The sequence below is a fragment of the Caldimicrobium thiodismutans genome, from assembly GCF_001548275.1.
Lineage (GTDB): Bacteria > Desulfobacterota > Thermodesulfobacteria > Thermodesulfobacteriales > Thermodesulfobacteriaceae > Caldimicrobium > Caldimicrobium thiodismutans.
The window spans coordinates 458,475-482,276 of sequence record NZ_AP014945.1 but is presented as its reverse complement, the minus strand read 5'-3'; the positions used below and the strand labels follow the sequence as shown (position 1 = coordinate 482,276).

The 23,802-nt window shown below is 38.0% G+C and carries 24 protein-coding genes and 1 pseudogene; 15 read left to right on the top strand and 10 right to left on the bottom strand.

What is annotated here, in order from left to right; genetic code table 11:
- The first annotated feature begins 260 nt into the window (after positions 1-260).
- Complete coding sequence (locus tag THC_RS02365; RefSeq protein ID WP_082706240.1) at positions 261-695, top strand: EamA family transporter; 435 nt, start codon at positions 261-263, stop codon at positions 693-695.
- A 2-nt stretch (positions 696-697) separates the two neighbouring features.
- On the opposite strand, the gene THC_RS02360 is transcribed toward THC_RS02365, so the two are convergent.
- Genes THC_RS02360 through THC_RS02335 form a run of 6 tightly spaced genes read right to left on the bottom strand, consistent with a single transcriptional unit; the run spans position 698 to position 7,086 of the window.
- Positions 698-1,240, bottom strand: coding sequence for an HPP family protein (locus THC_RS02360; RefSeq protein WP_068512801.1), 543 nt, complete (start codon positions 1,238-1,240; stop codon positions 698-700).
- A complete protein-coding gene (locus THC_RS02355) occupies positions 1,237-1,827 on the bottom strand; it encodes a CBS domain-containing protein (RefSeq protein WP_068512799.1) in 591 nt (196 codons plus the stop codon). Before THC_RS02355 ends, THC_RS02360 begins: the two co-directional genes overlap by 4 nt.
- 2 nt (positions 1,828-1,829) lie before the next feature.
- Complete coding sequence (locus THC_RS02350) at positions 1,830-2,321, bottom strand: TorD/DmsD family molecular chaperone (RefSeq protein WP_068512797.1); 492 nt, start codon at positions 2,319-2,321, stop codon at positions 1,830-1,832.
- On the bottom strand, positions 2,318-3,586 hold the full coding sequence (gene nrfD / locus THC_RS02345; protein WP_068512789.1) for an NrfD/PsrC family molybdoenzyme membrane anchor subunit: 1,269 nt from the start codon (positions 3,584-3,586) through the stop codon (positions 2,318-2,320). The genes THC_RS02350 and nrfD overlap by 4 nt, the downstream gene beginning before the upstream one ends.
- Positions 3,587-3,608: 22 nt before the next feature.
- Complete coding sequence (locus THC_RS02340; RefSeq protein WP_068516574.1) at positions 3,609-4,388, bottom strand: 4Fe-4S dicluster domain-containing protein; 780 nt, start codon at positions 4,386-4,388, stop codon at positions 3,609-3,611.
- A 13-nt stretch (positions 4,389-4,401) separates the two neighbouring features.
- Positions 4,402-7,086, bottom strand: coding sequence for a molybdopterin-dependent oxidoreductase (locus tag THC_RS02335; protein WP_068512788.1), 2,685 nt, complete (start codon positions 7,084-7,086; stop codon positions 4,402-4,404).
- A gap of 243 nt (positions 7,087-7,329) precedes the next feature.
- Between THC_RS02335 and THC_RS02330 the strand changes: the two genes are divergently transcribed.
- From THC_RS02330 to THC_RS02305, 6 genes are all read left to right on the top strand, one after another.
- Positions 7,330-7,518 (top strand): ferredoxin, encoded by a 189-nt coding sequence (locus THC_RS02330; protein ID WP_068516571.1) that lies wholly within the window; start codon positions 7,330-7,332, stop codon positions 7,516-7,518.
- 65 nt (positions 7,519-7,583) lie between these two features.
- Positions 7,584-8,093: a BCAM0308 family protein gene (locus THC_RS02325; RefSeq protein WP_068512787.1), complete on the top strand. Its 510-nt coding sequence runs from the start codon at positions 7,584-7,586 to the stop codon at positions 8,091-8,093.
- Between the two features lie 3 nt (positions 8,094-8,096).
- A complete protein-coding gene (locus THC_RS02320; RefSeq protein ID WP_068512786.1) occupies positions 8,097-8,924 on the top strand; it encodes a universal stress protein in 828 nt (275 codons plus the stop codon).
- A gap of 7 nt (positions 8,925-8,931) precedes the next feature.
- Positions 8,932-9,954 carry a sodium:calcium antiporter gene (locus THC_RS02315; RefSeq protein WP_068512783.1) on the top strand — a complete coding sequence of 341 codons (1,023 nt, stop codon included), beginning with the start codon at positions 8,932-8,934 and terminating at the stop codon, positions 9,952-9,954.
- Positions 9,955-11,226, top strand: coding sequence for a bifunctional folylpolyglutamate synthase/dihydrofolate synthase (locus tag THC_RS02310; protein WP_082706239.1), 1,272 nt, complete (start codon positions 9,955-9,957; stop codon positions 11,224-11,226).
- Positions 11,213-12,718 carry a UvrD-helicase domain-containing protein gene (locus THC_RS02305; protein WP_068512773.1) on the top strand — a complete coding sequence of 502 codons (1,506 nt, stop codon included), beginning with the start codon at positions 11,213-11,215 and terminating at the stop codon, positions 12,716-12,718. Before THC_RS02310 ends, THC_RS02305 begins: the two co-directional genes overlap by 14 nt.
- Positions 12,719-12,721: 3 nt before the next feature.
- On the opposite strand, the gene THC_RS02300 is transcribed toward THC_RS02305, so the two are convergent.
- Positions 12,722-14,044 (bottom strand): sigma-70 family RNA polymerase sigma factor, encoded by a 1,323-nt coding sequence (locus tag THC_RS02300; RefSeq protein ID WP_068512772.1) that lies wholly within the window; start codon positions 14,042-14,044, stop codon positions 12,722-12,724.
- Between the two features lie 85 nt (positions 14,045-14,129).
- Between THC_RS02300 and THC_RS02295 the strand changes: the two genes are divergently transcribed.
- The 3 genes from THC_RS02295 (at position 14,130) to THC_RS02285 (ending at position 16,628) form a co-directional block, all read left to right on the top strand.
- Positions 14,130-14,882, top strand: coding sequence for a hypothetical protein (locus tag THC_RS02295; RefSeq protein ID WP_148638804.1), 753 nt, complete (start codon positions 14,130-14,132; stop codon positions 14,880-14,882).
- Positions 14,883-15,021: 139 nt separating this feature from the next.
- A complete protein-coding gene (locus THC_RS02290; protein WP_068512766.1) occupies positions 15,022-16,266 on the top strand; it encodes an ammonium transporter in 1,245 nt (414 codons plus the stop codon).
- 23 nt (positions 16,267-16,289) lie between these two features.
- The gene (locus tag THC_RS02285; RefSeq protein ID WP_068512764.1) at positions 16,290-16,628 is read left to right on the top strand and encodes a P-II family nitrogen regulator; all 339 of its coding nucleotides are present in this window, start codon (positions 16,290-16,292) and stop codon (positions 16,626-16,628) included.
- Position 16,629: 1 nt separating this feature from the next.
- Here the strand turns inward: THC_RS02285 and THC_RS02280 are convergent, their stop codons facing one another.
- From THC_RS02280 to mnmG, 3 genes are read right to left on the bottom strand one after another with little or no spacing between them, the layout of a single operon-like run.
- Complete coding sequence (locus THC_RS02280; protein WP_068512762.1) at positions 16,630-17,355, bottom strand: SagB/ThcOx family dehydrogenase; 726 nt, start codon at positions 17,353-17,355, stop codon at positions 16,630-16,632.
- A complete protein-coding gene (locus THC_RS02275) occupies positions 17,345-18,409 on the bottom strand; it encodes a CCA tRNA nucleotidyltransferase (RefSeq protein WP_269447045.1) in 1,065 nt (354 codons plus the stop codon). Before THC_RS02275 ends, THC_RS02280 begins: the two co-directional genes overlap by 11 nt.
- A complete protein-coding gene (gene mnmG / locus THC_RS02270; protein WP_068516568.1) occupies positions 18,405-20,318 on the bottom strand; it encodes a tRNA uridine-5-carboxymethylaminomethyl(34) synthesis enzyme MnmG in 1,914 nt (637 codons plus the stop codon). Before mnmG ends, THC_RS02275 begins: the two co-directional genes overlap by 5 nt.
- A gap of 175 nt (positions 20,319-20,493) precedes the next feature.
- On the opposite strand from mnmG, the gene THC_RS09470 reads away from it, so the two are divergent.
- The 5 genes and pseudogenes from THC_RS09470 (at position 20,494) to THC_RS02250 (ending at position 23,802) form a co-directional block, all read left to right on the top strand.
- Positions 20,494-20,673, top strand: a complete 180-nt coding sequence (locus tag THC_RS09470) for a hypothetical protein (RefSeq protein ID WP_068512757.1) — start codon at positions 20,494-20,496, stop codon at positions 20,671-20,673.
- Positions 20,640-20,798, top strand: a pseudogene (locus THC_RS09735) (multiheme c-type cytochrome); the annotation flags it as partial. The gene THC_RS09470 and the pseudogene THC_RS09735, both read left to right, overlap by 34 nt.
- Positions 20,799-21,010: 212 nt before the next feature.
- Complete coding sequence (gene hcp / locus THC_RS02260; RefSeq protein WP_068512755.1) at positions 21,011-22,633, top strand: hydroxylamine reductase; 1,623 nt, start codon at positions 21,011-21,013, stop codon at positions 22,631-22,633.
- 126 nt (positions 22,634-22,759) lie between these two features.
- A complete protein-coding gene (locus THC_RS02255; RefSeq protein ID WP_068512753.1) occupies positions 22,760-23,518 on the top strand; it encodes a slipin family protein in 759 nt (252 codons plus the stop codon).
- Positions 23,519-23,580: 62 nt separating this feature from the next.
- Positions 23,581-23,802: an HP1242/YdcH family protein gene (locus tag THC_RS02250; RefSeq protein ID WP_068512751.1), complete on the top strand. Its 222-nt coding sequence runs from the start codon at positions 23,581-23,583 to the stop codon at positions 23,800-23,802.

Genomic DNA, 23,802 nt, shown 5'->3' with positions numbered 1-23,802 from the left:
AAGGGGCAAATCTATAGTGTCTACCCAATCCTTGCGTATCTGCCTAATAGTTTAAACGAACACACAACTGGCAAAGACATAGGTTTGCTAAAAGATGGTAAACACATAGGTTTGCCCTTACTATGAAATGAAAATTCGATAAAAATTATTCAAAAAATGATTGACTTGGATTGGATGTAGGGGCAGATTTGAGTCTTAAAAAGATACGGACGCATACACTATCTTGTAATCTTCAAGTCTGATGCTAAATTAATTCAACCATGGATCAAAAGACTTTGATACTTTGGCTTCTTACCCTCTTTTTCTGGGGCATAAGCCCAACCCTTGAAAAGGTGGGATTAAAAAAAGTTGAGCCCCTTATTGGCCTCTGGATTAGAACCCTTTCAGCCCTTATTGGAATTACCCTTGCCCTTCTCTTTACCTCTTCCTTTCAAGCTTTAAAAATCCTTGAAAAAAGGGATCTATTTTATCTATGCCTTTCAGGGATAACCGCAGGCTTTCTTGGAATGTATTTTTACTTTTCCCTTCTTAAGATGCACCAAGCTTCTCAAATTGTTCCTCTTACCGCAACTTATCCCCTTGTAGCCACCTTTCTTGCCATCCTTATCTTGAAAGAACCTCTAACCTTAAGCAAAATCATCGGAACCTTTTTAATCGCTCTTGGTATATACCTTCTCTTTAGGAGCCCTTCTTAAAATCACCACCAGTATTCAGGATATCTTCTTACCTTAGAAAGATTGTTCACAAGAAGGGCAATTATTAGCATAAGAATAGCTCCTGTTAGAACAGGGAATAAGGCATAAATTAAGCCGAGTCTTTGCACCTTTTCTCCTCCAATCACTGCAAAAAGGGCTGTTGCTCCTCCTGGAGGGTGAAGGGTTTTGGTTAGATGCATAACCACAATGGCAAGGGAAACACTCAAGGCACAGGCAAGGAAATAAAACGGGACAAGTTTGGCAATCAATGCGCCCACAAATCCTGATAATAAATGTCCTCCTAAAAGATTTCTTGGCTGAGCAAGAGGACTATGGGGTGCTCCATAAATTAAAACCGCTGAAGCCCCATATGAGGCTATTACCAAAAAAAGTCCCCGGGGCTCAACATAAAAACTGTGAATAAAGGCTACAAGACCAATCCCAAGAAAACTTCCCACAAAGGACCAGAAGACCTCTAAAAGACTTACCCTGGGAGGAGACTTGGCTCCTCCTTTCATTTTAGAAAAATACTCACCAAGAGTCATGAAAGTTCCTCTTCAAAAAAGGGCAAAAGAAATATATCTCCTCGGGCAATAATACCTTTAAGTTTTCCCTCATTATCAATCACTGGCACACGGTTTATCCTTTTTTTCTTGAATAATTCAATTACTTTGACTACAGGATCGTTAAGATTAACAGTAATGGCAGGCGAGGTCATGAAATCTTTTACTTTTTTAGTTAAAACTTCTTCTAATAAACATTCACTCCTTTTAAGACATTCAGCCAATGCTGATAAAAGTCCTATGGATTTACTAATCCCTATACCCTTTAGGATATCCTTCTCCGAAAGAATACCCATCACCTTCTCCTTTTCTACTACAGGCACCCCAGAAACTCCTCTCTCTGCCATCTGGATTATAACCTCTTCAAGTTTATCTTCAGGAAAAACATATAAAACTTCGGGATTCATAATATCTTTGGCTTTAGTTTCATACAGAAATTTTTCCTTAACTTTCTGCCAGACAATTTCATATAATTTTTTGAAATCTTCGGGAGTAATATCAATGTATGTTCCCAGAGATTTCATAGCAGATAAAATATCTTCCTCTGAAATGGAAATTTTTTTTGGCATTTTTATTCCCACTTTTTTAATTCTTCACTTATAAATTTTACAATCTTACTATAAATTTGAGAACTTTTTTCTACACATTCTTTTAGATCGTTAAACCAATTTTTAATCCTTTTAATAAAGGTAAGGTCCTCGGTAAGGGCGCAGAATTCCAGTTCCACAGCAATATGATCAGGGGCCTCGCCTTCTTTGAAAAATTGAAATCCAGTTTTTTCATAATAATCTAAAACCTCTTGAGAGGTTTCACCAAGAAGAAGGCCCTCCCTATAATAGGCCTCATAGGGAGGGCATGGAAGGGTGGGGAATGAGGAGATAAAAAGATTGGTGTATTCTTCCTGCAACTCCTGTAGAGAAAAATTTTTAAAGAACTGGCTGAATTTAAAAAAATCATTTTTTTCTTTTTCTAAATACCTCTCAATATTTTCAAGTTCATAAAGCCAGTCTTTTGAAGGATAACTTAAAAGTAAAGAATAATATTTGAACCAAAGGTTTTTCATGCTTTTTCTTCAACAGGTAAAATTTCTGAAAGTTTTAAAATTACAAACACAACTGCTGCCATAACACCAGCTGTTATTAAAATCTCAATAACAGAGGGATAATAATTCCAGAAATCTACAAAGATCCTTCCCGGATTTAAAAGATCCCCTGTCACTTCCCCGTGGGCAATGGGATAGCTCCATTCCTCGGAACCATACCTTTCAATTACAGGCACTTTAAAAGGAATTATATTGTATGCCGAGGGAAGAAGTAAAAATCTATGTGCAAAAACTCCAATTATTAAAGCAATACCTCCCTGAATAAGTTTTTTTGGAACATCTGAGTATCTGAAAAATAGATAGGCTGAAAGAAGAATGAAGAAGACCTCAATCACATGGAGATGTAAATACTTGGTAAAAAGAAGTTTTAAGGCTTCATAATCCTCTCCATGGTGCCACCAAAAGCGAATGAAAAATTCATTGTAATACATAAAGAGTAAGATTATGCTTGATAGTGCTGAGATTTTGGCAAGGACTCTATAGGCAGAAAGAAGTTTTTCATTGACACCAAGAATCCAGAGGGAAAAGAGAATAACAATAGCAGGGCCTGTAGAGATAGCTGTAGCAATAAAGGTAGGAGCAAGAAGGCCTCCATACCACCAAGGTCTTGCTGCCTGTGTGGCAAGGACCCAGGCTGTGACAGTATGAATTAAAATAGCAAGGGGAAGCGCAATAGGAGCAAGCTTTTTAGCCTGTGCAAAAGATTGCTCTTTTAACCTCGTATACTCCTCATCACTTATATCTTTTTTACCCTTTAAGCCAAGAAAAGGAAAGTTCACTCCAAATTTATAAATCTCGGGCTTCATTAAAACATAGGCATAAATTATAGAAACCAGTGAATAAGAAGAAAGAACCAGAAAATCCCAAGGGAGAAGGCTTTTAAAATTGGGATGAATAAAAACATTGTAAAGTCTGTCCGGTCTTCCCACATCTGGCAAAAGTATGGTCATAGCTGCAATAGCAAAGACAAAGGCTGTAATGGTAGCTAGTCTTGCTACTGGTTTTAAGGTCTCAACCTTGAAAAGGTAAATGGAAGAGGAAACTACCAATCCTCCTGCAGCAGTTCCAACAAAAAAGGCCCAGGTAGCAATGTAAAGCCCCCAGGAGAAGGAGTTTCGCATATGGGTGACAATTAATCCCCTGGATAACTGATAGATAAAGGCTAAAAGTCCAATAACTATTATTAGACCAAGGATTTTATAAACTTTAGAAAATCTTCCCTGCATGGTTGTCCCCTCCATTTATTTTTTACAGATTAACCACTTTTCCTTCAAAGGCTTTGAGAACCCTCTCGTAGATAATCCTTCCTCTGTAACTCTTATATTCCGGAAGGAGATAAAAAACTTTGGGAGAGGTATTTAAATCTTCTCTCATACGAATCACATCTCTTCTTTTAATAACCTGAGAGATTAAACTATGGGGATCATTTAGATCTCCAAAGATCCTTGCATTTCCTGGACATCCCCTGACACAGGCAGGTGGTAATCCCTGATCCACATATTGGACACAAAAGGTGCATTTTTCCACCACACCCCTTGGTCTCTTAGGAGTAAAAACAAGCCTTCCATCCTTAGTTCTGTGTTCAAGGGGATAACCAGGTCTGTAAGAAGAATCAGCAAACCAGTCTTGAGGATAACCAAGTTTTTTAAAAGCTTCCTTAAAGTTTTTGTCAGGATTCTGCCAGTTAAACTGTCTGACCCCATAGGGACAGGCAGTCATACAATATCTACAACCAATGCACCTTTCAAAATCAATGAGAACAAGCCCATCTTCCCTTTGCCAGGTTGCTCCAACAGGACATACTTTAACACAGGGAGCATTATCACAGTGTTGACAGGGCACAGGAAGATAAACCTCAGAAAAATCGGGATATCTTCCCACAGGAGTATGATGAACCTTGGACCCTATGGTCTCAACTCTTTGCCACCAGGTTCCTGGTGGAAGAGCATTATGAATTTTACAAATCACGGCACAACTTCTGCAACCTATACATCTTCCAAGGTCTATAGCCATTCCCCATCTTGGCATCTTTCCCTCCTCCTTAGGCCTTTTTAATTTCACATGCTGCTTCATTCCAGCAGGTACTTGCCTCCCAGATCCCTGGGACAAAATAAATAATATGAGTAGGTTTAATCCAGGGGTAGATTAGAGTATTATAGGAAGTTCCCCTTAAGTATCTACTCCACCATCCCTCTTCAAAAGTTACAATCTGAGGATGAATTCCTGGATCAAGGACAGCATAAGCATAAACCTTTCCTCTCTCGTTATAGATCTCAACAAGATCCCCTTCTTTAATCCCTCTCTTTTTTGCTGTATCTGGATGGATCCAGATTCTTGGTCTAAAGTCCTGAAGCTCAAGCATAGTAATGTTATTGCTGTGAGTGGAATGAACAGTGTAAAGTCTATTACGGGTAATATAGATTAAAGAATACTTTTCTTTCATGTTTTTGTGTTCAGTATCTTTGATAGGGTCTTTGTGCACTGGTAAAGTTTCTTTAAGATCAATAAAGACATCCTCCTCCTTGTAAAACTCAATTCTTCCACTTTTGACAAATCTTGCAGTTTTGGGAAGTGGTGCTGGATAAGACACTGGTGGAAAGGGTTTGTATTCCTGGATCTGTTCATAAAAGACAAGCTGTCTTTTTCCAGGGGCTGGCAAATTAAGACGGACAGGACCCTTTTTAAGGGCTTCAAGGGTAATTCCCTCAACAAGGGGGCCCCCAGTTTTTAACATAAGGTCTGCAGCATCAAGACTGGCTTGATTAGCTATCTCTCTGGCAAGCCTTAGATTCCATTCTCCTTTCTTTCTTGCAGATTCCTCTTTATCAAAAAGTTCAGGATTTACATAGAATTCTCTTACCTCCTTTTTTAGCTCATCATCTCCTAACTTTTCAGCCACTCTTTTGGCAAGCTCTTTACAAATCCAGATCTCAGGCATACACTGAAAGAGGGGTTCAATAGCAGGCTGTTGAAGCTGAACATATGGATGAAGAACTGTGGCTGTAAGGTCATATTTTTCATACCAGGCAACTCCAGGTAATATTACATCTGACCAGGCAACAGAGGTTGCCATCTGAAAATCAAAATTGACAATTAACTCAAGCTCCCCATTTAAGGCTTTCTCTCTTAAACGATTGGCAAGGTTATGCTGATCAAAGGGATTCCCCCAACCAAAGACAAGGGCTTTAACATCATTGGGAGGATATGGAGTCTCTTTATTATACTTTTTAAATTCTTCACTTTCTCTATATTCTTTATTCAGCCAGAGGAGAAAACTGACCCATTTTAAGGGCTTACCTTTAAATTGCCACCAGGCCCCGAGAGGCCAGCGAATCCTGTATTGGCCTGCATAGGTAGAAATTCCAGCCCCTGACTTTCCAAGATTTCCTGTAAGAGCTACTAAAAGGGAATAGGCCCTACCTTTAAGATCTCCATGATACCACTGATAATTACTTGCTCCGTAAACAATGTGAAGGGGCTTTATAGTAGCTATTTCCCTTCCAATACGTTTTACTATCTCCTCATATTCTTTCACCCTATCTGCTGATGGAGAAATTATCTGAGCCACCTTTTCAGGACTATAATTAGCAAGAATTTCCTCTTTTAAGAGCTGAAAAACGGGTTTAACTTTCACCTTTTTTCCATCCACAAGGGTGACCTCAATCTCACCCTCAAGAAAGGGTTCAAAATCCCTTTTAAGATTTTCAGGATTGGGGATTACAAATCTTTTGGCCTTTACATCATAAACCACATAACACTCTCGGTATTCTGGAAGACGGCTCTTCATAGCCTTAGCCTGAGCCGAAAGTCCAGCCACTTCCTCAGCTTTCAATTTTTTCTGATTGTCAAGTCTCACAAGAAGAGGTAAATCCGTATAAGTTTTGACAAAATTCTCATCATAAAGACCTTCAGAAAGAATTACATGGGCTAAACCTAAAGCAAAGGCAGCATCTGTTGAAGGATTAATTTGAATCCATTCATCAGCTGCAGCTGCTGTGGGAGAATAATTGGGATCAACAACTACTATTTTTCCTCCCCTTTCCCTACTAAGATGAAGAAATTTAGCATCCGGGACACGCGTCCAAAGAATATTCGAACCGCAAATAAGGGTGTATTTTGAATTTGCCCATTCAAGACTTTCAAGTTCCTCTGTTTGAACTCCAAAAGTTATAGGCCAAAACATGGGAAGATCTCCATTCATGGTATAGGCATGAATCACACTCCATCCCAACATAGAAGAAAGCCTCATCAAGGCTCCTTTCTGAACATATCCTGTGCCAGGGACTTGAATAAAAGAAGCCACAGACTCAGGACCATATTTTTTCATGATCTCTGCAAGTTTTGTAGCTGTATAATCCAGGGCTTCATCCCAGCTTACAGCCTTAAATCTTCCCTCTCCTCTTTTACCAACTCTGATTAGGGGTTGTTTCAACCGATCAGGTCCATAAATAAGATTAATCATGGATTGCCCTCTAAGACAGCCTCTGGGGTTGTATTCCTCCTCAGGATAATCAGCTGCCTGAATGAGGGCTACAAGCCTTCCCCTATAAACCATGGCCTTAAATCCACAGGCTCCGGTGCAATTAGGGGAACAGGTAGATCTTACATACTTAATACCCTCATCCCTTGAAATCTCAGTAAACCCCTTTTTAAAATACTTTGAACCAGCTAAAAAAGCACTTCCTAAAAGGGCGGTTTTTAAAAAGGTCCTCCTGCTAACTCGCATCTTATCCCCCTCCTCATGGTAAATTCTTCTTAAAGATTAACCCAAAATCAAAAATATTCTGTTAAGAAGAAGTTAAATTTCAGTTAATTTCTTGTTAATTTTTATCTTAAGTAAAGAATTTTTAAATAAGTTGAGTTAGCAAGTATACTATACAAACATAAGATCTTGATTTAGATCAAAGGATTTTACAAAGTGAAAGCTTAATTTATATTATAAAAAAATACTAAAAAGGAGGTTATGCTTATGGCTACCCTTGTGGTTGATGATGAACTTTGTATTGGCTGTGGGACCTGTGTGGAACTCTGCCCCAATGTCTTTGAACTTGGGTCAGATGAAAAGGCCTATGTAAAGAACCAGGAGGGTTGTAAAGAGTGTAACTGCGAAGAGGCTATTAATTCCTGCCCAGTTTCTGCTATATCCTGGCAGGATTAATTTTTCATTGACGAAGACCTCCCTTTGAATTATAATTTAAATTAAATCTTCAAAGGGAGGTCTTTATGTCAAGAAAAGGTGAAAAGTGGATCAAACATACCTGGGAATTCGAATCTACTGAAGATCCCTATGCTATTCAATCTGCGCCTTCAGGAGAGGCAGTCTGTCCTCAATGTAAATCTGTCTTCAAAGACAAAAGATGGTTTATAGATGAGGAGCTTGCAGAAGAGCTTCTTGAGGCTGAAAATGTCCCCAAACTTCTTTGTCCAGGCTGCAGAAAGGCCTTAGAAAAATATGCCATGGGCTATCTTTTTATCTCAGGAGACTTCTGGAAGACCCATCAAGAGGATATGATGCGTCTTATTAATAATGAGGTTGAAAAGGCAAGAGGACTTAATCCCTTACATCAAATTATCAGCATTTACGAAGAAGAAGATAAAACTATTATTGAGACAACAACTGACCACCTGGCTGAAAGGCTTGGAAGAGCCCTTTACAAGGCCTATAAAGGAGATTTAGAATTTAAATGGTCAAAGGGTGAAAAATTAGTTAGAGTTTATTGGAAAAGAGATTAATCCATGAGCAAACCCATTGCCTTAGCCATTGATTTTAAAAAATTTACCCCCTCTGTTCTTACAACAGGGGAATTTTTACTAAAGAATATTTATCCCTCTTCAAAGGCCATCCTTTTCCATGTTATTGAACAATTTTTTACTCCCCCTGCCTATCTTCTCCCTTACTTAAATATTGAAAAAGAGCGTCTTGAAAAAGCCCTGAATGAACTCATGGCTCCTATATCTAAAAAAGGCTTCAGAGTTGAAAAAGCTGTTTTACTGGGAGAATTCTGGACAGCTCTTAGAAATTTTGTTGAGCTTTTAAATCCTGAGCTTATTATCCTTGGATATGAACCCCACTTAATTAAAATACCCACAGCAGAAAAAATTCTTGAACGCTTAGAGATAAGTTTTCTTGTAGTAAAAGAAAATCCCCTGAAAAAACTAAATAAAATACTCTGTCCCTTTGACTTTTCTGAAAAGGCCCTATCTGCCCTCAAAAAAGCCTTTTATTATGCTGAGAAAACCCAAGCTGAACTCATCGTTCTCTATGTCATAAATCCCTTAGAATCTCCAGATAAGACCTGTAATCTTCAGTATGTTACAGAAAGGGAAAAAGAAATTAAAGAAAACTGGAAAAACCTCTTAAATACTATCAAACCTCCTGATATCAATTTTCGTTTTGAAACTGTTTGTGGAAACAGGCTGGATGAAATAATGCAAAAGGTTGAGCAAGAATCAATTGACCTTATTATAGCTGGAAGAAGAGGTAAGATTTTGCAAACGGGAATAGGCTCAGTTAGCAAGGCACTTATTAAGACCTCAAAAATCCCGGTCCTTTTAGTAAACTAATTTTACAATGGCAATTCTTGAGGCCCTTGTTGCCCTTCTTATAATACTTCTCTGTGCGGAGATTTTTACCAATGGAGTTGAGGTCTTTGGAGAGAAACTTTCTTTATCTCAGGCAGTAGTGGGAAGTATTCTTGCAGCTGTTGGAACCGCTCTTCCAGAAACTATCATTCCTTTAGTTGCCATTCTTCTTTATAAAGGACAAGCTGGCTCCCATATAGGAATTGGCGCTATCCTTGGAGCACCCTTCATGCTAATTACAGCAGGCCTTTTTATAGTGGGAATAGGCGTATGGATTGGGTATCTCCAAAGAAAAAGAGAGTTAAAAATCTATCTTGAAGAGAAGACCTTTAAAAGGGATTTCTTTTTCTTCCTTCTAAGTTATTCCACAGCTATTTTTATCCCCCTTATTCTGCCCAACACGCGTACCCTTCACTATTTAGTAGCCTTGGTCTTATTGATTAATTATTGCCTTTATCTTTTTCTTACCTTTAAATCAGAAAGCCTTGAAGTTGAGGCTTATAAAGACCTTTATTTTGAAAAACCACTCCTCTGGCTACAAATCAAGGCCTCTAAAGGAGTTATTATTTTTTTAGCCCTTTTACAGAGTATAAGCGCGGTAGTAATTATGGTGAAAGGGGCTCATCTCTTTGTTCATGCCATAGAGATTCTCTCACACAAATGGGGGATATCGCCTCTCCTTTTTGCCCTTATTGTAGCTCCTATTGCTACAGAGCTTCCTGAGAAATTCAATAGCTTACTTTGGACCTTGCGGGGAAAAGATGTCCTTGCCCTTGGAAATATGACTGGAGCAATGGTTTTCCAATCCACCTTTCCTGTCAGTGTGGGATTACTTTTTACTGAATGGAAAATTGAAGGGTTTGCTCTGATTTCAGCCCTTATAGCCCTATCCCTCGGAAGCTTTTATTTTTTAGTAATAAAAATTTTCAAAAAAATACATCCAGCCCTTTTACTCCTATCAGGTTTGTGTTATATTTTTTATATCTTAACTGTTATCATATCTCTTTTATAAATGCTAAAATTTTATCTCAACTGGCTTAATCAACATCAATTTCACGGGATAAGGCCAGGCCTTGTTCGGATTATAAACTTATTGAAAAAACTCGGAAATCCACATAAAAAGTATCCTTCTCTTCATATTGCAGGAACTAATGGAAAGGGCTCAACCTGTGCCATTCTTAATGCCCTGCTCACAGAACACGGTTTTAAATCTGGACTTTATACTTCTCCCCACCTCTTTAGATTAAATGAGCGCTTCAAAATCAATCAGCAAGATATTTCCGATGAAGAACTTCTTGAAATGTTAAAAATCCTTAAACTCAAGACTGAAGAACCCGTAACCTATTTTGAACTTACAACTGCCCTTGCTTTTTTGTATTTCGCTGAGAAAAATGTGGATATGGCTATTATTGAAACAGGACTTGGGGGAAGGCTTGATGCTACTAATGTGATTCACCCTGAAATATCCTTTATCACAAGCATTGGATTTGATCATACTAAATACCTTGGAAATACCCTTGAAAAAATCGCCTTTGAAAAGGCAGGTATAATTAAACGAGGTAAACCTCTTGTTCTGGGAAGGATTGAGTCAAAACCACTTAAGGTAATCTTAGATAGAGCAACAGATCTTTCTTCTAAGTTTTTTTTGTTAGATCAAGATTTTAAAATAGAATATTCAGATAATTTCTGGACATATAGAGGAAAGTATCATTTTCAAGGACTTAAGCTTTCCCTCCAGGGTAATTATCAGGGCTCTAACTTAGCCCTTGCTATTAAAGGGCTTGAAATTCTTGAAGATAGGGGCTGGGTGAAAATTGAAGAGGAAAAATTAAAAAAGGCTTTAAGGGAGGTCGCCTGGGAAGGTAGATATAAAAAGATTTTTATTAATTCCAAAGAAATTCTATTTGATTGTGCCCATAATCCAGAGGGCATAAAGGTCCTTAAGGATTCCCTTATGAAAGAACATTTTTACCCTTTTATTCTAATCTTTGGAGCAACGAACGAGGACGGGGAAAAGCCTTTTCTCTCCCTTTTAAAGGAATTGTCTCCTTTTGCCCATAAGATCTTAATATCAGAATTTAAAGCTGAAAGAAAAGTGGTAACCATAGAGGACTGGGCTAAGGCTTTAAATGATAGGAGCCCCTTTGAATTCTACAAAGAACCCCATCAAGCTTTGGAAAGGGCTTTGTCCACAGAGGATTGTTCTAAAATTCTTGTAACAGGCTCTATTTACTTTGTGGCCTCTACTCTAAAGGCTTTAAAGGAACTTAATGATGCTTTATGAACCCTTTATTACCCAGGAACAAAAGGCTGTTATTGAAGCTAATAAGGATCTCCTTGTAATTGCTGGCCCAGGAACGGGAAAAACTTATACCCTTCTCCTAAAAATAAAAACCCTCCTCGAAAATGGCCTTCCACCAGAAAAAATATTAATCCTTACCTTTTCCTTAAAGACATGTCAAGAATTGAGGGAAAGACTCTCAAGGCTTGGAATTAAAGAGGCTAAGGTTGATACCTTTCATGGGCTTGCCTATGACCTTTATAGGGACTTCTATCAAAAAGAGCCAAGGCTTATAGATGAAAAGGAGAAAACCTCTCTTTTGAAGAAACTCTTTTCCGGAGAAAGAAATCTCCTAAAAAACTCTGACCAAAAAATTCAATATTTTGATTATCTTGAAAAAAATGGACTCATTGATTTTGACCTGCTTTTGAACAAGGCTATCTCCTTGATAAACCCAGAAAACTTACGAGAATATTACCTTTTCCTTGATGAGTTTCAGGATCTATCACCAGAAATCCTTGACTTTTTAAAATCCTTTAAAGAGGCTACTTGGATTCTTTTTGGGGATCCCAATCAATCCATTTATGGATTTAGAGGCGTTAACTTAGCTAAAATTCAAAACTTTCTTCAAACCCATAAGCCCCATCTGCAAATATTAACCTTAACCGAGAGTTTTAGATGTAAAGAGGAGATTCTCAAAAGAGCAAATCAGTTTAAAGCTTCCCCCTGGAAAATTCCTCCATTTAGAAGTAAGCATTCAGGAGGTATAATACAGGGTTTTATTTTTCCAAATACCTATGAAGAAAAGGATTTCCTCGTAAATCTGGTTCAAAATATCTTAGGTGGGACTCAACTTGAAAGGGCAAGACACACTACTTTTGCACCTTCGGACATCTTTATCCTTTCAAGAATAAAAAGGGTTTCCGAACCTCTAATTGAGGCCTTTCAGAAAGAAGGAATTCCTGTAGCCCTACCTGAAGAGGAGGCTCAAAAATTAAAAGATGAAATTAATCAAATTGTAGAAAGGATTAAAGTTTTCAAAGAACCTTTACCAGAAATTATAAATGATGTCTCCCCCTTCTTAAAAAATATCTTCCAAAACTGGAGAGGGCTTTTAGAAAGGGATCAGGAAAAATTTCTATTCTATCTTAAAGGTCTCTCTTCTGAAGACTTAATTTTTCCTAAGCTTGAAGGGGTTAATTTTTTAACAATCCATGCCTCAAAGGGGCTTGAAGCAGAGGTTGTTATTCTTTACGGAGGAGAAGAGGGGCTTATTCCCTTTACTCTTTTTAGGGATTATGACCTTGATGAGGAAAAAAGAATTCTCTATGTGGCTTTAACCCGTGCCAAAGGAAGTTTTTACTTTACTGCAACTCAAAAAAGAAAGATTTTTCACTACGAACTTACCCAGGGATTGTCAGGCTGGCTAAAAACCCTTCCCTATAAAGAGTTTCCAAAGAGACCCCCAAAACCAAAACAGATAGATTTATTTTAAAGCTTACTCTTTAAACTCAAACCCTTCCTTTTGAGCCAGTTGTCTCATTTTAGCAAGGGCCTTTTTCTCAATCTGGCGAATCCTCTCCCTTGAGACCTTAAACATATAACCAATTTCTTCTAAGGTATAACCCTCATACTCTCCAAGACCAAACCTCATACGAATAATTTTTTCCTCACGGGGAGAAAGAGTGGAGAGAAATTTTTTTATCTTTTCAGAGATGTCCCTTTTTCTGGTTTTCTCATAGGGCATAGGGCTCTTTTTGTTTTCTATAAAATTTCCAAGGGTACTCTCTTCGTCACCAATTGGGGTCTCAAGGGAGACCGGATCTTTTGCAGTCTCAAAAATAACGAGAATTTTTTCATAGGGCACCTTGGTCTTTTCTGAAAGTTCTTCAGGAGTTGGCTCTCTACCAAGCTCTTTAGCCATCTCATAAAAGGTTTTAAAAACATAATTTCTGAGTTCAAGAAAGTGCACCGGAAGTCTTATAGTCCTTGTCTTATCAAGAATGGCACGGGTAATGGATTGTCTTATCCACCAGGAGGCATAGGTGCTAAATTTATTCCCTTTACGATAGTCAAAACGATAGACAGCCCGCATAAGGCCTAAATTTCCTTCTTGAATAAGATCAGCAAGACTTAGTCCCTGGCGCATATATTTCTTGGCAATGGAGACCACAAGTCTCAAATTAGCTCTAACCATCTCATCCTTGGCTTTTTCAATCTGACCGATATGTTTCTTAACAATTTCGCAAAAATTTTGCATCCTTTTATCTTGCTTATACCTTTCACAACAGGTCTTTACGAGATTTTCAAAGTAATTTACATAACTTTTCTTGGGCTTAAGATTAGGATCTCTTTTCTTCCAAGCAAGAATTACCTCTTTTGTCTCAATAATTTCCTTATATTTGAGGTTACTATTTATGAAGGCATTAATTATACCTTCAAAGCCTTCTCTAATCAATTTAGATAGCTCTTCCTCTTTTTCTGGAGTCAAAAGCTCGTATTTTCCCATTTCACGCAGATAAATAGAAAGAAGCTCTTCACTGGCAGGTTCAAGAATACCCTCTTCCTCTTCCTCAAGCTCTCCTTCACTGAGGGTTGAAAGTTCCTTCATTTTATCCTGAACGCGTTTTTCTATATATTCTTCTCTCTCATAGGGATCCATCTCTTTAAGCTCGATTCTATATGTCTCAAGGAGATCAAAGATTTCTTCCATTTTATCGGGATCATTGTATTCCTCAGGAAGAAGGCTATTCAAAAGATCATAGGTGAGCTGCCCGGATTTTCCTAACTCAAGGATTTTATCCTGTAGTTCCTTGTTCATCGCCTGCTTTTCAAACCTCCCTTTTCTAAACCTTAATATGTGTTAAAATATTTCACTGCAAATAAAAAAATAAAACACCCTATTAATGGATTCAATCATTTCCCGGAGCTTCCTAAAATTTTTGCTCTATTTAACCGCTCATCATCCTGAAGAATTTGGTTTAATTCCAGATAAGGATGATTTTTTAAAAGTTAAAGAAATTTTTCAAGTTTTAATTTTTACCAAAAAGGCACATAATCTTAAATTAGATACACTTAAAAACCTATTTTCTTATTATTTCAGAGATTTTTTTGATTTTTCTGATAATCTATCCCTAATAAAGGCTAAGGAGCGGTTTTATTCACCTCCCCAAGAAGTTGATTTTAATTTTATTTTTAGGTTAAAGCAACTTTGGACCTTTGTCAAGCCCTGGATGTGGTATAAATTATCCTTAGAGGAGATTCTCTATTTTCAGAAACCTCTTCCTCTTTTTACGGAAAAAGAGCTTGCTGAAAAATGGGCTAAAATTAAAGGAGCATTATTAATTGAGGTTTTACCCAATTTTTTGGATCCTGAGGGAAGATATCAGATCTTTGGCCAGAAGGTAGTTCTTACTGAAATATTGCCCTTCAAAGCTTGCAGAGGGCCTAACATAAATCAAAAATTTATCCAGAAATATTTTAAAAACAAAGAGCCCCAACATAAAAAAGAATCACCCTTAAAACTCCTTCAGGAACTTTCCCAAGAGCTAACCCAGCCACAGGAAGATCTCCCCTTCCGGAAAATAACTTATGGAAAAAAGAAAGAAAAACCCTGGAAGTCCTGGCAAAAGAAAAGACAAAAAGAAAGGGAAAGATAAATTTACAATTTTGTCAATTTGATCAAGATTGTTAATTTATTACAATTTTGTTCATTTTACTGGCTAAGAAAATAAAGCTCTTCAAGTAGGCACAGTTTTTGTATTAATGTTTACAAATTCTCAAAAGGAGGTTAAGGGAATGCCCAATCCTCAAGAATTATTAAAGTTTGACACTGGAGATACTGCATGGCTACTTATTTCTACTGCTTTGGTCATGATGATGACCCTACCAGGACTTGCTCTTTTTTATGGTGGTCTTAGCAAAAGGAAAGATGCTCTAAATACTATGGCCATGTCTTTTGTAACATACTGCTTGATAAGTGTTTTTTGGGTAGTTTATGGCTATAGCCTTGCCTTTGGACATGATATTTTCGGATTAATTGGAGGCTTTGAAAAGATATTTTTTAAGTCTATTACTTTAACTTCTTCAAATGAAGGAGCAAAAACTGTCCCTGAATTTATTTTTGCTATGTTTCAATTAACCTTTGCAGCTATTACAGTTGCTCTGGTTAGTGGTGCCTATATTGAAAGAATAAAATTTTCCATTTGGATAACCTTCAGCCTTCTCTGGTTTACCATGGTATACCTTCCGGTTGCTCATTGGATTTGGGGAGGTGGCTTTCTTGCAAAAATGGGAGTTGTTGACTTTGCAGGGGGTATAGTAGTGCATACTACAGCTGGAATTTCTGCTTTAATAGGAGCCTTGATACTAAAAGCACGCAATGATACCACCCTTATTCCACATAATTTAACCCTTGTAGTCCTCGGAACCGGTCTTCTGTGGTTTGGATGGTTTGGTTTTAATGCAGGTTCTGCCCTTTCAGCCAAAGAGCTTGCTACTATAGCCTTTGTTAATACTAATACAGCAGCTGCCTCCGCTTCACTAATCTGGTGTATTGCTGAATGGCTTATCTTTAAAAAACCTACTATCCTTGGTTTAGCCTCTGGGACTATTGCAGGCCTTGCAACCATTACTCCAGCCGCTGGATATGTAAATGTTTATGGAGCTTTAATTATTGGTGTAATTGCAGGCCTTGTCTGTTTTATCTCCATAGCCTTTGTAAAAGGAAAGCTTAATTATGACGACACCTTAGATGCCTTTGGAATCCATGGAGTAGGTGGAATTATAGGAAGCCTAAGCGTAGGATTCTTTGCAGATCCCTCTATAAATCAGATTGCTGGTCTCTTTTACGGAAGTGCCGCCCAACTCTGGCTTCAACTCTTAGGTATTGGTATAATAATTTTTTATTCAGCTATGGTTACTGCTTTGATTTTTCTATTTCTTAAGATTATATTTAAAAACCTTAGGGTTAATCCAGAAGATGAACTTGTTGGACTTGATGAAACCCAGCACGGAGAACGAGCTTATAATCTTCACATTTAAAATGAAAAAGTAGGAGGAGGAAAATGAAAAAAATTGAGGCCATTATAAAACCTACAAAATTAGAAGATGTTAAGAAGGCCCTTGAAAAAAAAGGTATTCATGGAATGACCATAACAGAAGTTAAAGGATTTGGACGGCAAAAGGGGTATATAGAGGTTTATCGCGGAAAGGAATACGAGGTTAGATTTTTGCCTAAAATAAAAATTGAACTTATTGTCAAGGATGATGAAGTTGAAAAGATTATAAATACCATCCTTGAAACAGCAAAAACTGGTAATGTTGGTGATGGTAAAATATTTATTTCTTCTATAGAAGAGGTTATTCGCATAAGAACAGGGGAGAGAGGGGAAGAGGCAATCTAAGTTATTTCCCAATAGTTGCCATATAAATTACTGTTTCCTCTTTTCCATCAAGCCCTAAAAACTCATTGATTTCCTCATCAAGGAAGGCTCCAACTGGGCAGGCTTTAAGGTGCAGAGCCTCTGCTGCCAAAAGAACATTCTGGCAGATATGGGCTACATCCATAAAAATATACCTAAGTCCTCTTTCTCCATATTTGGAAAGGGTTCTTCTAAGCACTGCGCTCCAGATGAAGACACAACTTGCTGCTTCAAAAAAGGCCTGACCAAGGGCAAGATCTCTTAGAATTTTGCCGAAATTCCCTTCCATCAATTTTTCAAGGACAAAACTTCTTACCTCAAGGTGATATATACCTGATGGTATCTCCTCCGAGTAATTTACTGCGAGATAAGTCTCAACAGGATAGAGAGCTCCTGCAGAAGGGGCTGTTCTTAAGAGATAAAAACCAGCCTGAGCAGTAATTCCCTGGGCTGCAAAGCATAAAAGAGAAATCTCCTCAAGAGATAAAGGCCTTTTCCTGTATTTTCTATTACTCCTTCTTTTAGAAAGAATTTGAAAAAAATTCCCTTTCTCTGGGATATCCCTAAGCTTGAGTTCAATTTTTTCTACCTGAGGATAGCTTTTATAAGGAGGCGCAGATTCAAGATAAATCTCCCTCACTCCAAGAGTTGTAAAAGATAATTTGGTTTTTTGTATGAACTGGTAGCTTAAAGTCCTTTCAAGACTCATCTTTTTTCCTCCTTCCTTTATTTTTGATTAAATTAGATAAAATATCAAGAAGAGGAACTATTTCGGAATAATAAATTTTTCTTTTAAATCTTTTCGGAATCTCTCTTCCCTTTAATTTCAAATAAAGCATCTTGTAAAGGTCTCTAAACATATCCATAGTTTTTTCAAATAAGCCTCGGCTATAACGAAAAGTGAAAAAGAGGGCCCAGAAGAGTTTTAAAAGTTCCTTTCTCTCAAAAGTAGGCATGTTTTGATATAAATCAGGTTTATAAGTCCTTTGAATAAAAGGTAAAAAGGGATAAACAAAAAGCACGATCCTTTGTTCAAGATTCAATTCCGATCCCTCAATTATTTTAAGGATATCCAATAAAAAACTTTCTGAAAAATCTAACTTATTCTCAAGGTTTTTATAAAATGGATAAATCTCATAAAGAAGTGCACTTTCTTTCAAGATTTTAAACCATCTTTTTAGCCAGAATCCAGAAAGATCTTTTAAGATTTCATCTCTCAATCTTTCTCTTGATACGATCTTAATCAGTTCTTTAGATTTTAAAAGGGCTTCCCAGGTCTCCCTGTCAATCTCAAAGCCTGTTCTTGCAGCATGTCTTATTACTCTCAGCATTCTAATAGGATCCCGCCTATAACGAAGTTCAGGGATACCGATTACTCGTATGATTCCCCTTTTTAAATCCTCAAGACCACCCACATAATCAAGAATTTCTCCTGTAAAGGGATCATAAAAAAGGGCATTAATGGTTAAATCCCTTCTCTGAGCATCCTCTTCAGGGGTTCCATAATTGTCAGCCTTTGTATGATCTTGATCCTCTGGGCCTCTAAAAGTGGTTATTTCAACAAAATCCCCTTTATTAAAGTAGACATGCACAATAGGGAAACGCCTACCAATAAGACGCGCTCTTGGGAAAAGTCTAAGAAGTTCCTCTGGACGGGCATCTGTTACAATATCAAAATCCTTTGGTTCATAACCAAGTATTAGATCCCGGACACAACCACCAACTAAATAGGCAAGATAGCCCTTTTTATTTAAATATTTAATTAACTTTAGAATGGGCTGGGGAATCTTCTTTTTCAGATTTGAAGCCTCTTTTTTTAAGATAAATTTGAATGGCTGAGATAGCCGAAGGCGTAATCCCTGGAATTCTTAAAGCCTGACCCAATGAAAGTGGTCGATGCCTTGAAAGTTTCTCCCTGACCTCATTTGACAGTCCAGCTACCTCAAAGTAATCAATATTCTCTGGAATCAACATGTTCTCTAACTTTTTAAATTTTTCAACCTCTCTTTGTTGTTTTTCAAGATATCCACTATATTTGACCTCAATTTCTACCTCCTCCAGGATGTCTTGAGAATACCTCTTGAGCTCATCTATTAATTCAACTAAGAAAGAAATTTCAATTTCAGGCCTCCTTAGAAGATCAAAGAGTCTAATAGGGTCTTTAAGAGGGGTTGAGCCAATGTTTTCAAGATATGAATTAATAAGACCTGGAGAGACCTTAATCTCCTTTAGAGATTCTAAAAGCCTTAGTCTTTTTTCTTTTCTATCAAGGTAGATCTCCCAGCGTTCATCATCCACAAGCCCGAGCTTTCTTCCAAGTTCAGTGAGTCTCAAATCTGCATTGTCCTCTCTGAGAAGAAGCCTATATTCTGCCCTTGAGGTAAACATGCGATAGGGTTCATCCGTTCCCTTTGTGACAAGGTCATCAATAAGCACACCAATGTAAGCCTGAGATCTGTCAAGTATAAAAGGCTCTTCGTCTTTAGCCTTTAAGGCGGCATTGATTCCTGCTATCAATCCCTGAGCTGCTGCCTCTTCATATCCCGTTGTTCCATTTATCTGACCTGCAAGAAAAAGCCCCTCAATTAGCCTTGTTTCAAGGGTATGTTTTAACTGATCGGGATAAACAAAGTCATATTCAATACCATATCCAGGTCTTAAAATAACAGCCTTTTCAAGCCCTGGAATAGATCTTACCATCTCAATCTGCACATCAAGGGGTAAACTATTACTTATACCATTAGGATAGACCTCAATTGTATCAAGACCTTCAGGTTCAAGAAAGACCTGGTGGCGCTCTTTATCCGCAAATCGGAAAATTTTATCTTCAATGGATGGACAGTATCTCACCCCTCTTGACTTGATTCTTCCTGTAAAAAGAGGAGATCTATCAAGGGCCTTTCTTATAATCTCGTGGGTCATTGAATTGGTATAAGTTATAAAACAGGGGACCTGGGGTAAGGGTGGTCTTTTCCTGCGGTTTTTAAAGGAAAAAAGAGGGGGTGGATAATCTCCCCATTGGAGCTCGCATTTAGAGTAATCTATGGTTCTTCCGTCAAGGCGAGGGCAGGTTCCGGTTTTAAATCTTCCTAAAGCCAAGCCCAGCTCTTTGAGATGATCAGGAAGTCGGTTTGAAGGTGGATCTCCAAGACGACCTGCAGGAAAGGATTCAAGACCAATATGAATCAGACCATGCATGAAGGTTCCAGCTGCAATAACCACCGCTTTAGCACCGTATTCTTCCCCAGTTCGGGTTCTGATTCCAATTATTCTTTTATCTTTAATAAGAAGTTGAGAGACTGAGGCCTGGCGAAGATGTAAATTAGGAATTCTTTCAAGAACTCCTTTCATTCTGGTCTGATAGCGAAAACGATCTGCCTGGGCACGAGTGGCTCTAACAGCTGGCCCTTTTTTGGTATTGAGTTTTCTAAATTGAATTCCTGTCTCATCAATGGCAAGGGCCATCTCTCCACCTAAGGCATCAATTTCCTTTACAAGATGCCCCTTCCCTATTCCACCGATAGAGGGATTACAACTCATAGCTCCAATTCTATCAAGACTTATGGTAAGAAGAAGGGTCCGACAGCCCATGCGGGCAGAAGCAAGGGAGGCCTCAATTCCTGCATGCCCAGCCCCAATCACAATAACATCAAATTCCTCAAGAAATTTCATATTGTATAATATAGACCAAGTTTCCAAGAATTCCATTAAGGTTTTGAACAAGTTCTGGAACCTTCTTAACTCTTGATATGATCTAATTCCTGAAAAACTTGATTTAGATCAAGGACTTTTAAATATAATCTTTTTAAAATAATGTCAAAAAAAAATTTAAAAGGAGGTGAAGGGTATGCTATGGTTAGGATCGGGATGTAAAGATCAGTGGATAGGTGTGGCAAGTTTTATTCTTTCATTACTTCTGGTTTCGTCCCTTTATGCAGATCCTAAATCACAGTGTATCGAGTGCCATCAAAAGGTAACGCCAGGAATAGTGGGCCCAAAAACTGGGTCTTTGCACCAGATCTATTGAAGTTTTATAAAGCCAAAAGCTCTATAGAACAAGATCTCTATGTAATGTTCCTTGAATACAGGATGAGGACTTTTCAGGGAGCCTTTCACATGAATCCCGATTATATGCACTGGTATGGCTGGGCACCTACTTCACCTTTTCCAATTTAAGGTAAAAAGCGGGTTTAAGCCCTAAAAGTATAAGGGCTATACTTCCAGCTGGATTTTTTTAATTTAAAAATTGCTTATGTAAACTTTTTTAATTTAATTTTAAAAATTTGATATAGATCAAGGAAACTTTTAAAAGGTGGTCTTAAATTTTATTCAGAATTCAAAAAATAAAAAAGGAGGTGCCTGTTATGTTTTGTAATCAGTGTGAACAGACTGCCAAAGGTTTTGCCTGCACGGTGAGGGGGGTTTGCGGGAAAACCCATGAAACCGATGTGCTTCAGGATCTCTTGATTTACACACTTGCAGGACTTTCGGAAGTAGCCTTAGAAGCAGAAAAGAGAGGAGTTAAAAAGCCTGAAGTTGACTTCTTCCTCATGGAAGGTATGTTTTCCACTCTTACCAATGTGAACTTTGATCCTGAAAGGATTAAGGCTTACATTGAAAAGGCTGTGGAATTAAGGGAGACCTTAAAGCACGAGGCCAAGGTTGAGGTAGATACCCCCTGGGCTCACTTTAAACCTGCTAAATCCATGGAAGAACTCATTAAACAGGCTGAAGAAAGGGAAATTGAACCTACCGTTATGAAAGAAGAAGGAGAAGACATTGCAAGCCTTAAACTTACAATACTTTATGCCCTTAAAGGCATTGCTGCTTACGCCTATCATGCCGAGAGGCTCGGTGTGAGGAATGAAGAGGTCTACAAAGGCTTTAAGGAACTTTTGGTAAACATTTTTAAAGATAAGAGCTCAGATTTAAGAACCTGGGTTGAAAGAGCCCTTGAAACAGGCAGATTAAATCTCTTAACTATGGAGGCCCTTGATAAGGCTAACACTTCTTCTTACGGAAATCCTGTTCCTACCAGAGTGCCTCTTGGTGCTAAGGCTGGTAAGGCCATTCTTGTCTCAGGACATGACTTAAAAGACCTTTACGAGCTACTCAAACAGACTGAGGGAAAGGGTATTTATATTTATACCCATGGGGAGATGCTTCCAGCTCATGGCTATCCTGAACTGAAGAAATTTCCCCATCTTTATGGACATTACGGAACCGCATGGCAAAATCAACAGAAGGAATTTGAAGCCTTCCCTGGCCCAATTGTTATGACCACAAATTGTCTTATGCCCCCTAAGGACTCCTATAAGGACAGAGTTTTTACCCTTGGTCCTGTGGGTTACCCTGGAGTAAAGCATATCCCCAATGAAGACTTTACTCCTGTAATTGAGATGGCCCTATCCATGGAGGGATTTAAGGAAGATATTCCCGGAAAGGAGATCATGACTGGCTTTGCAAGAAATGCCGTATTATCTGTAGCAGATAAAGTAGTTGAGCTTGTTAAGTCAGGAAAAATCAGACACTTTTTCCTTGTTGGAGGCTGTGATGGGGCAAAACCAGTAAGGAATTATTACACTGAGTTTGTAGAAAAGGTGCCTCAGGATTGTGTGGTTTTAACCCTTGCCTGCGGAAAGTTTAGATTCTTTGATAAAGATCTCGGAACCATAAATGGAATCCCGAGACTTCTTGACATAGGTCAGTGCAATGATGCCTACTCTGCCATTCAAATTGCCCTTGCCCTTTCCAAGGTCTTCAATGTGGGTGTTAATGAACTTCCCCTTTCTTTAATTATTTCCTGGTATGAGCAAAAGGCAGTGGCTATATTTCTCACTCTTCTCTATCTCGGTATCAAAAATATGCGCCTTGGACCAAGTATGCCAGCCTTTTTAAGCAAAAATGTGGCTAACTTCATCGTTGAAAATTACAATCTGAAACCCGTAAGCACCCCTGAAGAAGACTTAAAAGCTATCTTAGGGTAATATTACTCTTCCCAAAATAGGGCAGGAAACACCCTGCCCTATTTCTACTTTAAATTCAAAAAATCTTTCTTGACTTTTAAGTTGATCTTAATTAAACTCATAAGAAAAAGATGGAGGTGAATAAATATGGGTTTTTCCTTGCTATTTATTGTAATAGTTGTTTTACTTTTTTTACAGGCTTCTATTAAAATTATCAATGAGTATGAAAGGGCTGTAGTTTTAAGATTGGGAAAATTTCACAAGGTCAAAGGACCTGGTCTTATTATTCTTATCCCCATTATTGACAAAATGCGCAAAATTGATCTGAGAACAATAACCTTAGATGTCCCCCCACAGGAGGTAATTACCCGGGACAATGTCTCTATTAGAGTCAGTGCTGTAGTTTATTTCAGAGTTATGGATCCAGACAAGGCCTTTTTACAGGTAGAGGATTACTATTATGCTACAAGTCAGCTCTCCCAAACTACTTTAAGAAGTGTTTGTGGTCAGGCAGAGCTTGACGAAATTCTCTCAGAAAGAGAAAAACTTAATCTTAGACTTCAGGAAATTCTTGATGCAGACACAGAGCCCTGGGGGGTTAAAGTCTCCAAAGTTGAGATTAAAGAGATTGATCTACCTGAGGAGATGAAAAGAGCTATGGCCAAACAAGCTGAAGCTGAAAGAGAAAGAAGAGCCAAAATCATCAGCGCCGATGGAGAATATCAGGCCTCAAAAACCCTTCTTGAGGCTGCTAAAATTATGGCGGAAAGCCCTATTACACTCCAGCTTAGATATCTTCAAACCCTTACTGAAATTGCTACAGAGAAAAATTCTACCATTCTCTTCCCTTTACCTATAGAACTCTTAAAGGCCCTTATACATAAAGGAGATGCTTCTAACGCATAATTCAAGAAATTTTTCACAAATTCTCGCAAAGTCTCAAAAAAATAATATAAAGGAGGTATCTTATGGATAAAGAAATAGTAAAAAGCTATGCTGAAAAGTATCAAGATGTTAGGGAACTCTTTGAGAAGCACCAGAAACTTGAGAGAGAACTTGAAGAATTAACGAAAAAGCCCTATCTAACAACAGAAGAAGAAATAAGGGAAAAACAGATTAAACTTGAAAAACTCCATTTAAAGGAAAGGATCTTTGAACTGATAAAAAAATATCAAAAGGAGGGAAGCTGA

Coding starts and splice junctions, on each gene's coding strand:
- THC_RS02365 (WP_082706240.1), top strand. CDS start 261: ATGGATCAAAAGACTTTGATACTTTGGCTTCTTACCCTCTTTTTCTGG.
- THC_RS02360 (WP_068512801.1), bottom strand. CDS start 1,240: ATGACTCTTGGTGAGTATTTTTCTAAAATGAAAGGAGGAGCCAAGTCT.
- THC_RS02355 (WP_068512799.1), bottom strand. CDS start 1,827: ATGCCAAAAAAAATTTCCATTTCAGAGGAAGATATTTTATCTGCTATG.
- THC_RS02350 (WP_068512797.1), bottom strand. CDS start 2,321: ATGAAAAACCTTTGGTTCAAATATTATTCTTTACTTTTAAGTTATCCT.
- nrfD (WP_068512789.1), bottom strand. CDS start 3,586: ATGCAGGGAAGATTTTCTAAAGTTTATAAAATCCTTGGTCTAATAATA.
- THC_RS02340 (WP_068516574.1), bottom strand. CDS start 4,388: ATGCCAAGATGGGGAATGGCTATAGACCTTGGAAGATGTATAGGTTGC.
- THC_RS02335 (WP_068512788.1), bottom strand. CDS start 7,086: ATGCGAGTTAGCAGGAGGACCTTTTTAAAAACCGCCCTTTTAGGAAGT.
- THC_RS02330 (WP_068516571.1), top strand. CDS start 7,330: ATGGCTACCCTTGTGGTTGATGATGAACTTTGTATTGGCTGTGGGACC.
- THC_RS02325 (WP_068512787.1), top strand. CDS start 7,584: ATGTCAAGAAAAGGTGAAAAGTGGATCAAACATACCTGGGAATTCGAA.
- THC_RS02320 (WP_068512786.1), top strand. CDS start 8,097: ATGAGCAAACCCATTGCCTTAGCCATTGATTTTAAAAAATTTACCCCC.
- THC_RS02315 (WP_068512783.1), top strand. CDS start 8,932: ATGGCAATTCTTGAGGCCCTTGTTGCCCTTCTTATAATACTTCTCTGT.
- THC_RS02310 (WP_082706239.1), top strand. CDS start 9,955: ATGCTAAAATTTTATCTCAACTGGCTTAATCAACATCAATTTCACGGG.
- THC_RS02305 (WP_068512773.1), top strand. CDS start 11,213: ATGATGCTTTATGAACCCTTTATTACCCAGGAACAAAAGGCTGTTATT.
- THC_RS02300 (WP_068512772.1), bottom strand. CDS start 14,044: ATGAACAAGGAACTACAGGATAAAATCCTTGAGTTAGGAAAATCCGGG.
- THC_RS02295 (WP_148638804.1), top strand. CDS start 14,130: ATGGATTCAATCATTTCCCGGAGCTTCCTAAAATTTTTGCTCTATTTA.
- THC_RS02290 (WP_068512766.1), top strand. CDS start 15,022: ATGCCCAATCCTCAAGAATTATTAAAGTTTGACACTGGAGATACTGCA.
- THC_RS02285 (WP_068512764.1), top strand. CDS start 16,290: ATGAAAAAAATTGAGGCCATTATAAAACCTACAAAATTAGAAGATGTT.
- THC_RS02280 (WP_068512762.1), bottom strand. CDS start 17,355: ATGAGTCTTGAAAGGACTTTAAGCTACCAGTTCATACAAAAAACCAAA.
- mnmG (WP_068516568.1), bottom strand. CDS start 20,318: ATGAAATTTCTTGAGGAATTTGATGTTATTGTGATTGGGGCTGGGCAT.
- THC_RS09470 (WP_068512757.1), top strand. CDS start 20,494: ATGCTATGGTTAGGATCGGGATGTAAAGATCAGTGGATAGGTGTGGCA.
- hcp (WP_068512755.1), top strand. CDS start 21,011: ATGTTTTGTAATCAGTGTGAACAGACTGCCAAAGGTTTTGCCTGCACG.
- THC_RS02255 (WP_068512753.1), top strand. CDS start 22,760: ATGGGTTTTTCCTTGCTATTTATTGTAATAGTTGTTTTACTTTTTTTA.
- THC_RS02250 (WP_068512751.1), top strand. CDS start 23,581: ATGGATAAAGAAATAGTAAAAAGCTATGCTGAAAAGTATCAAGATGTT.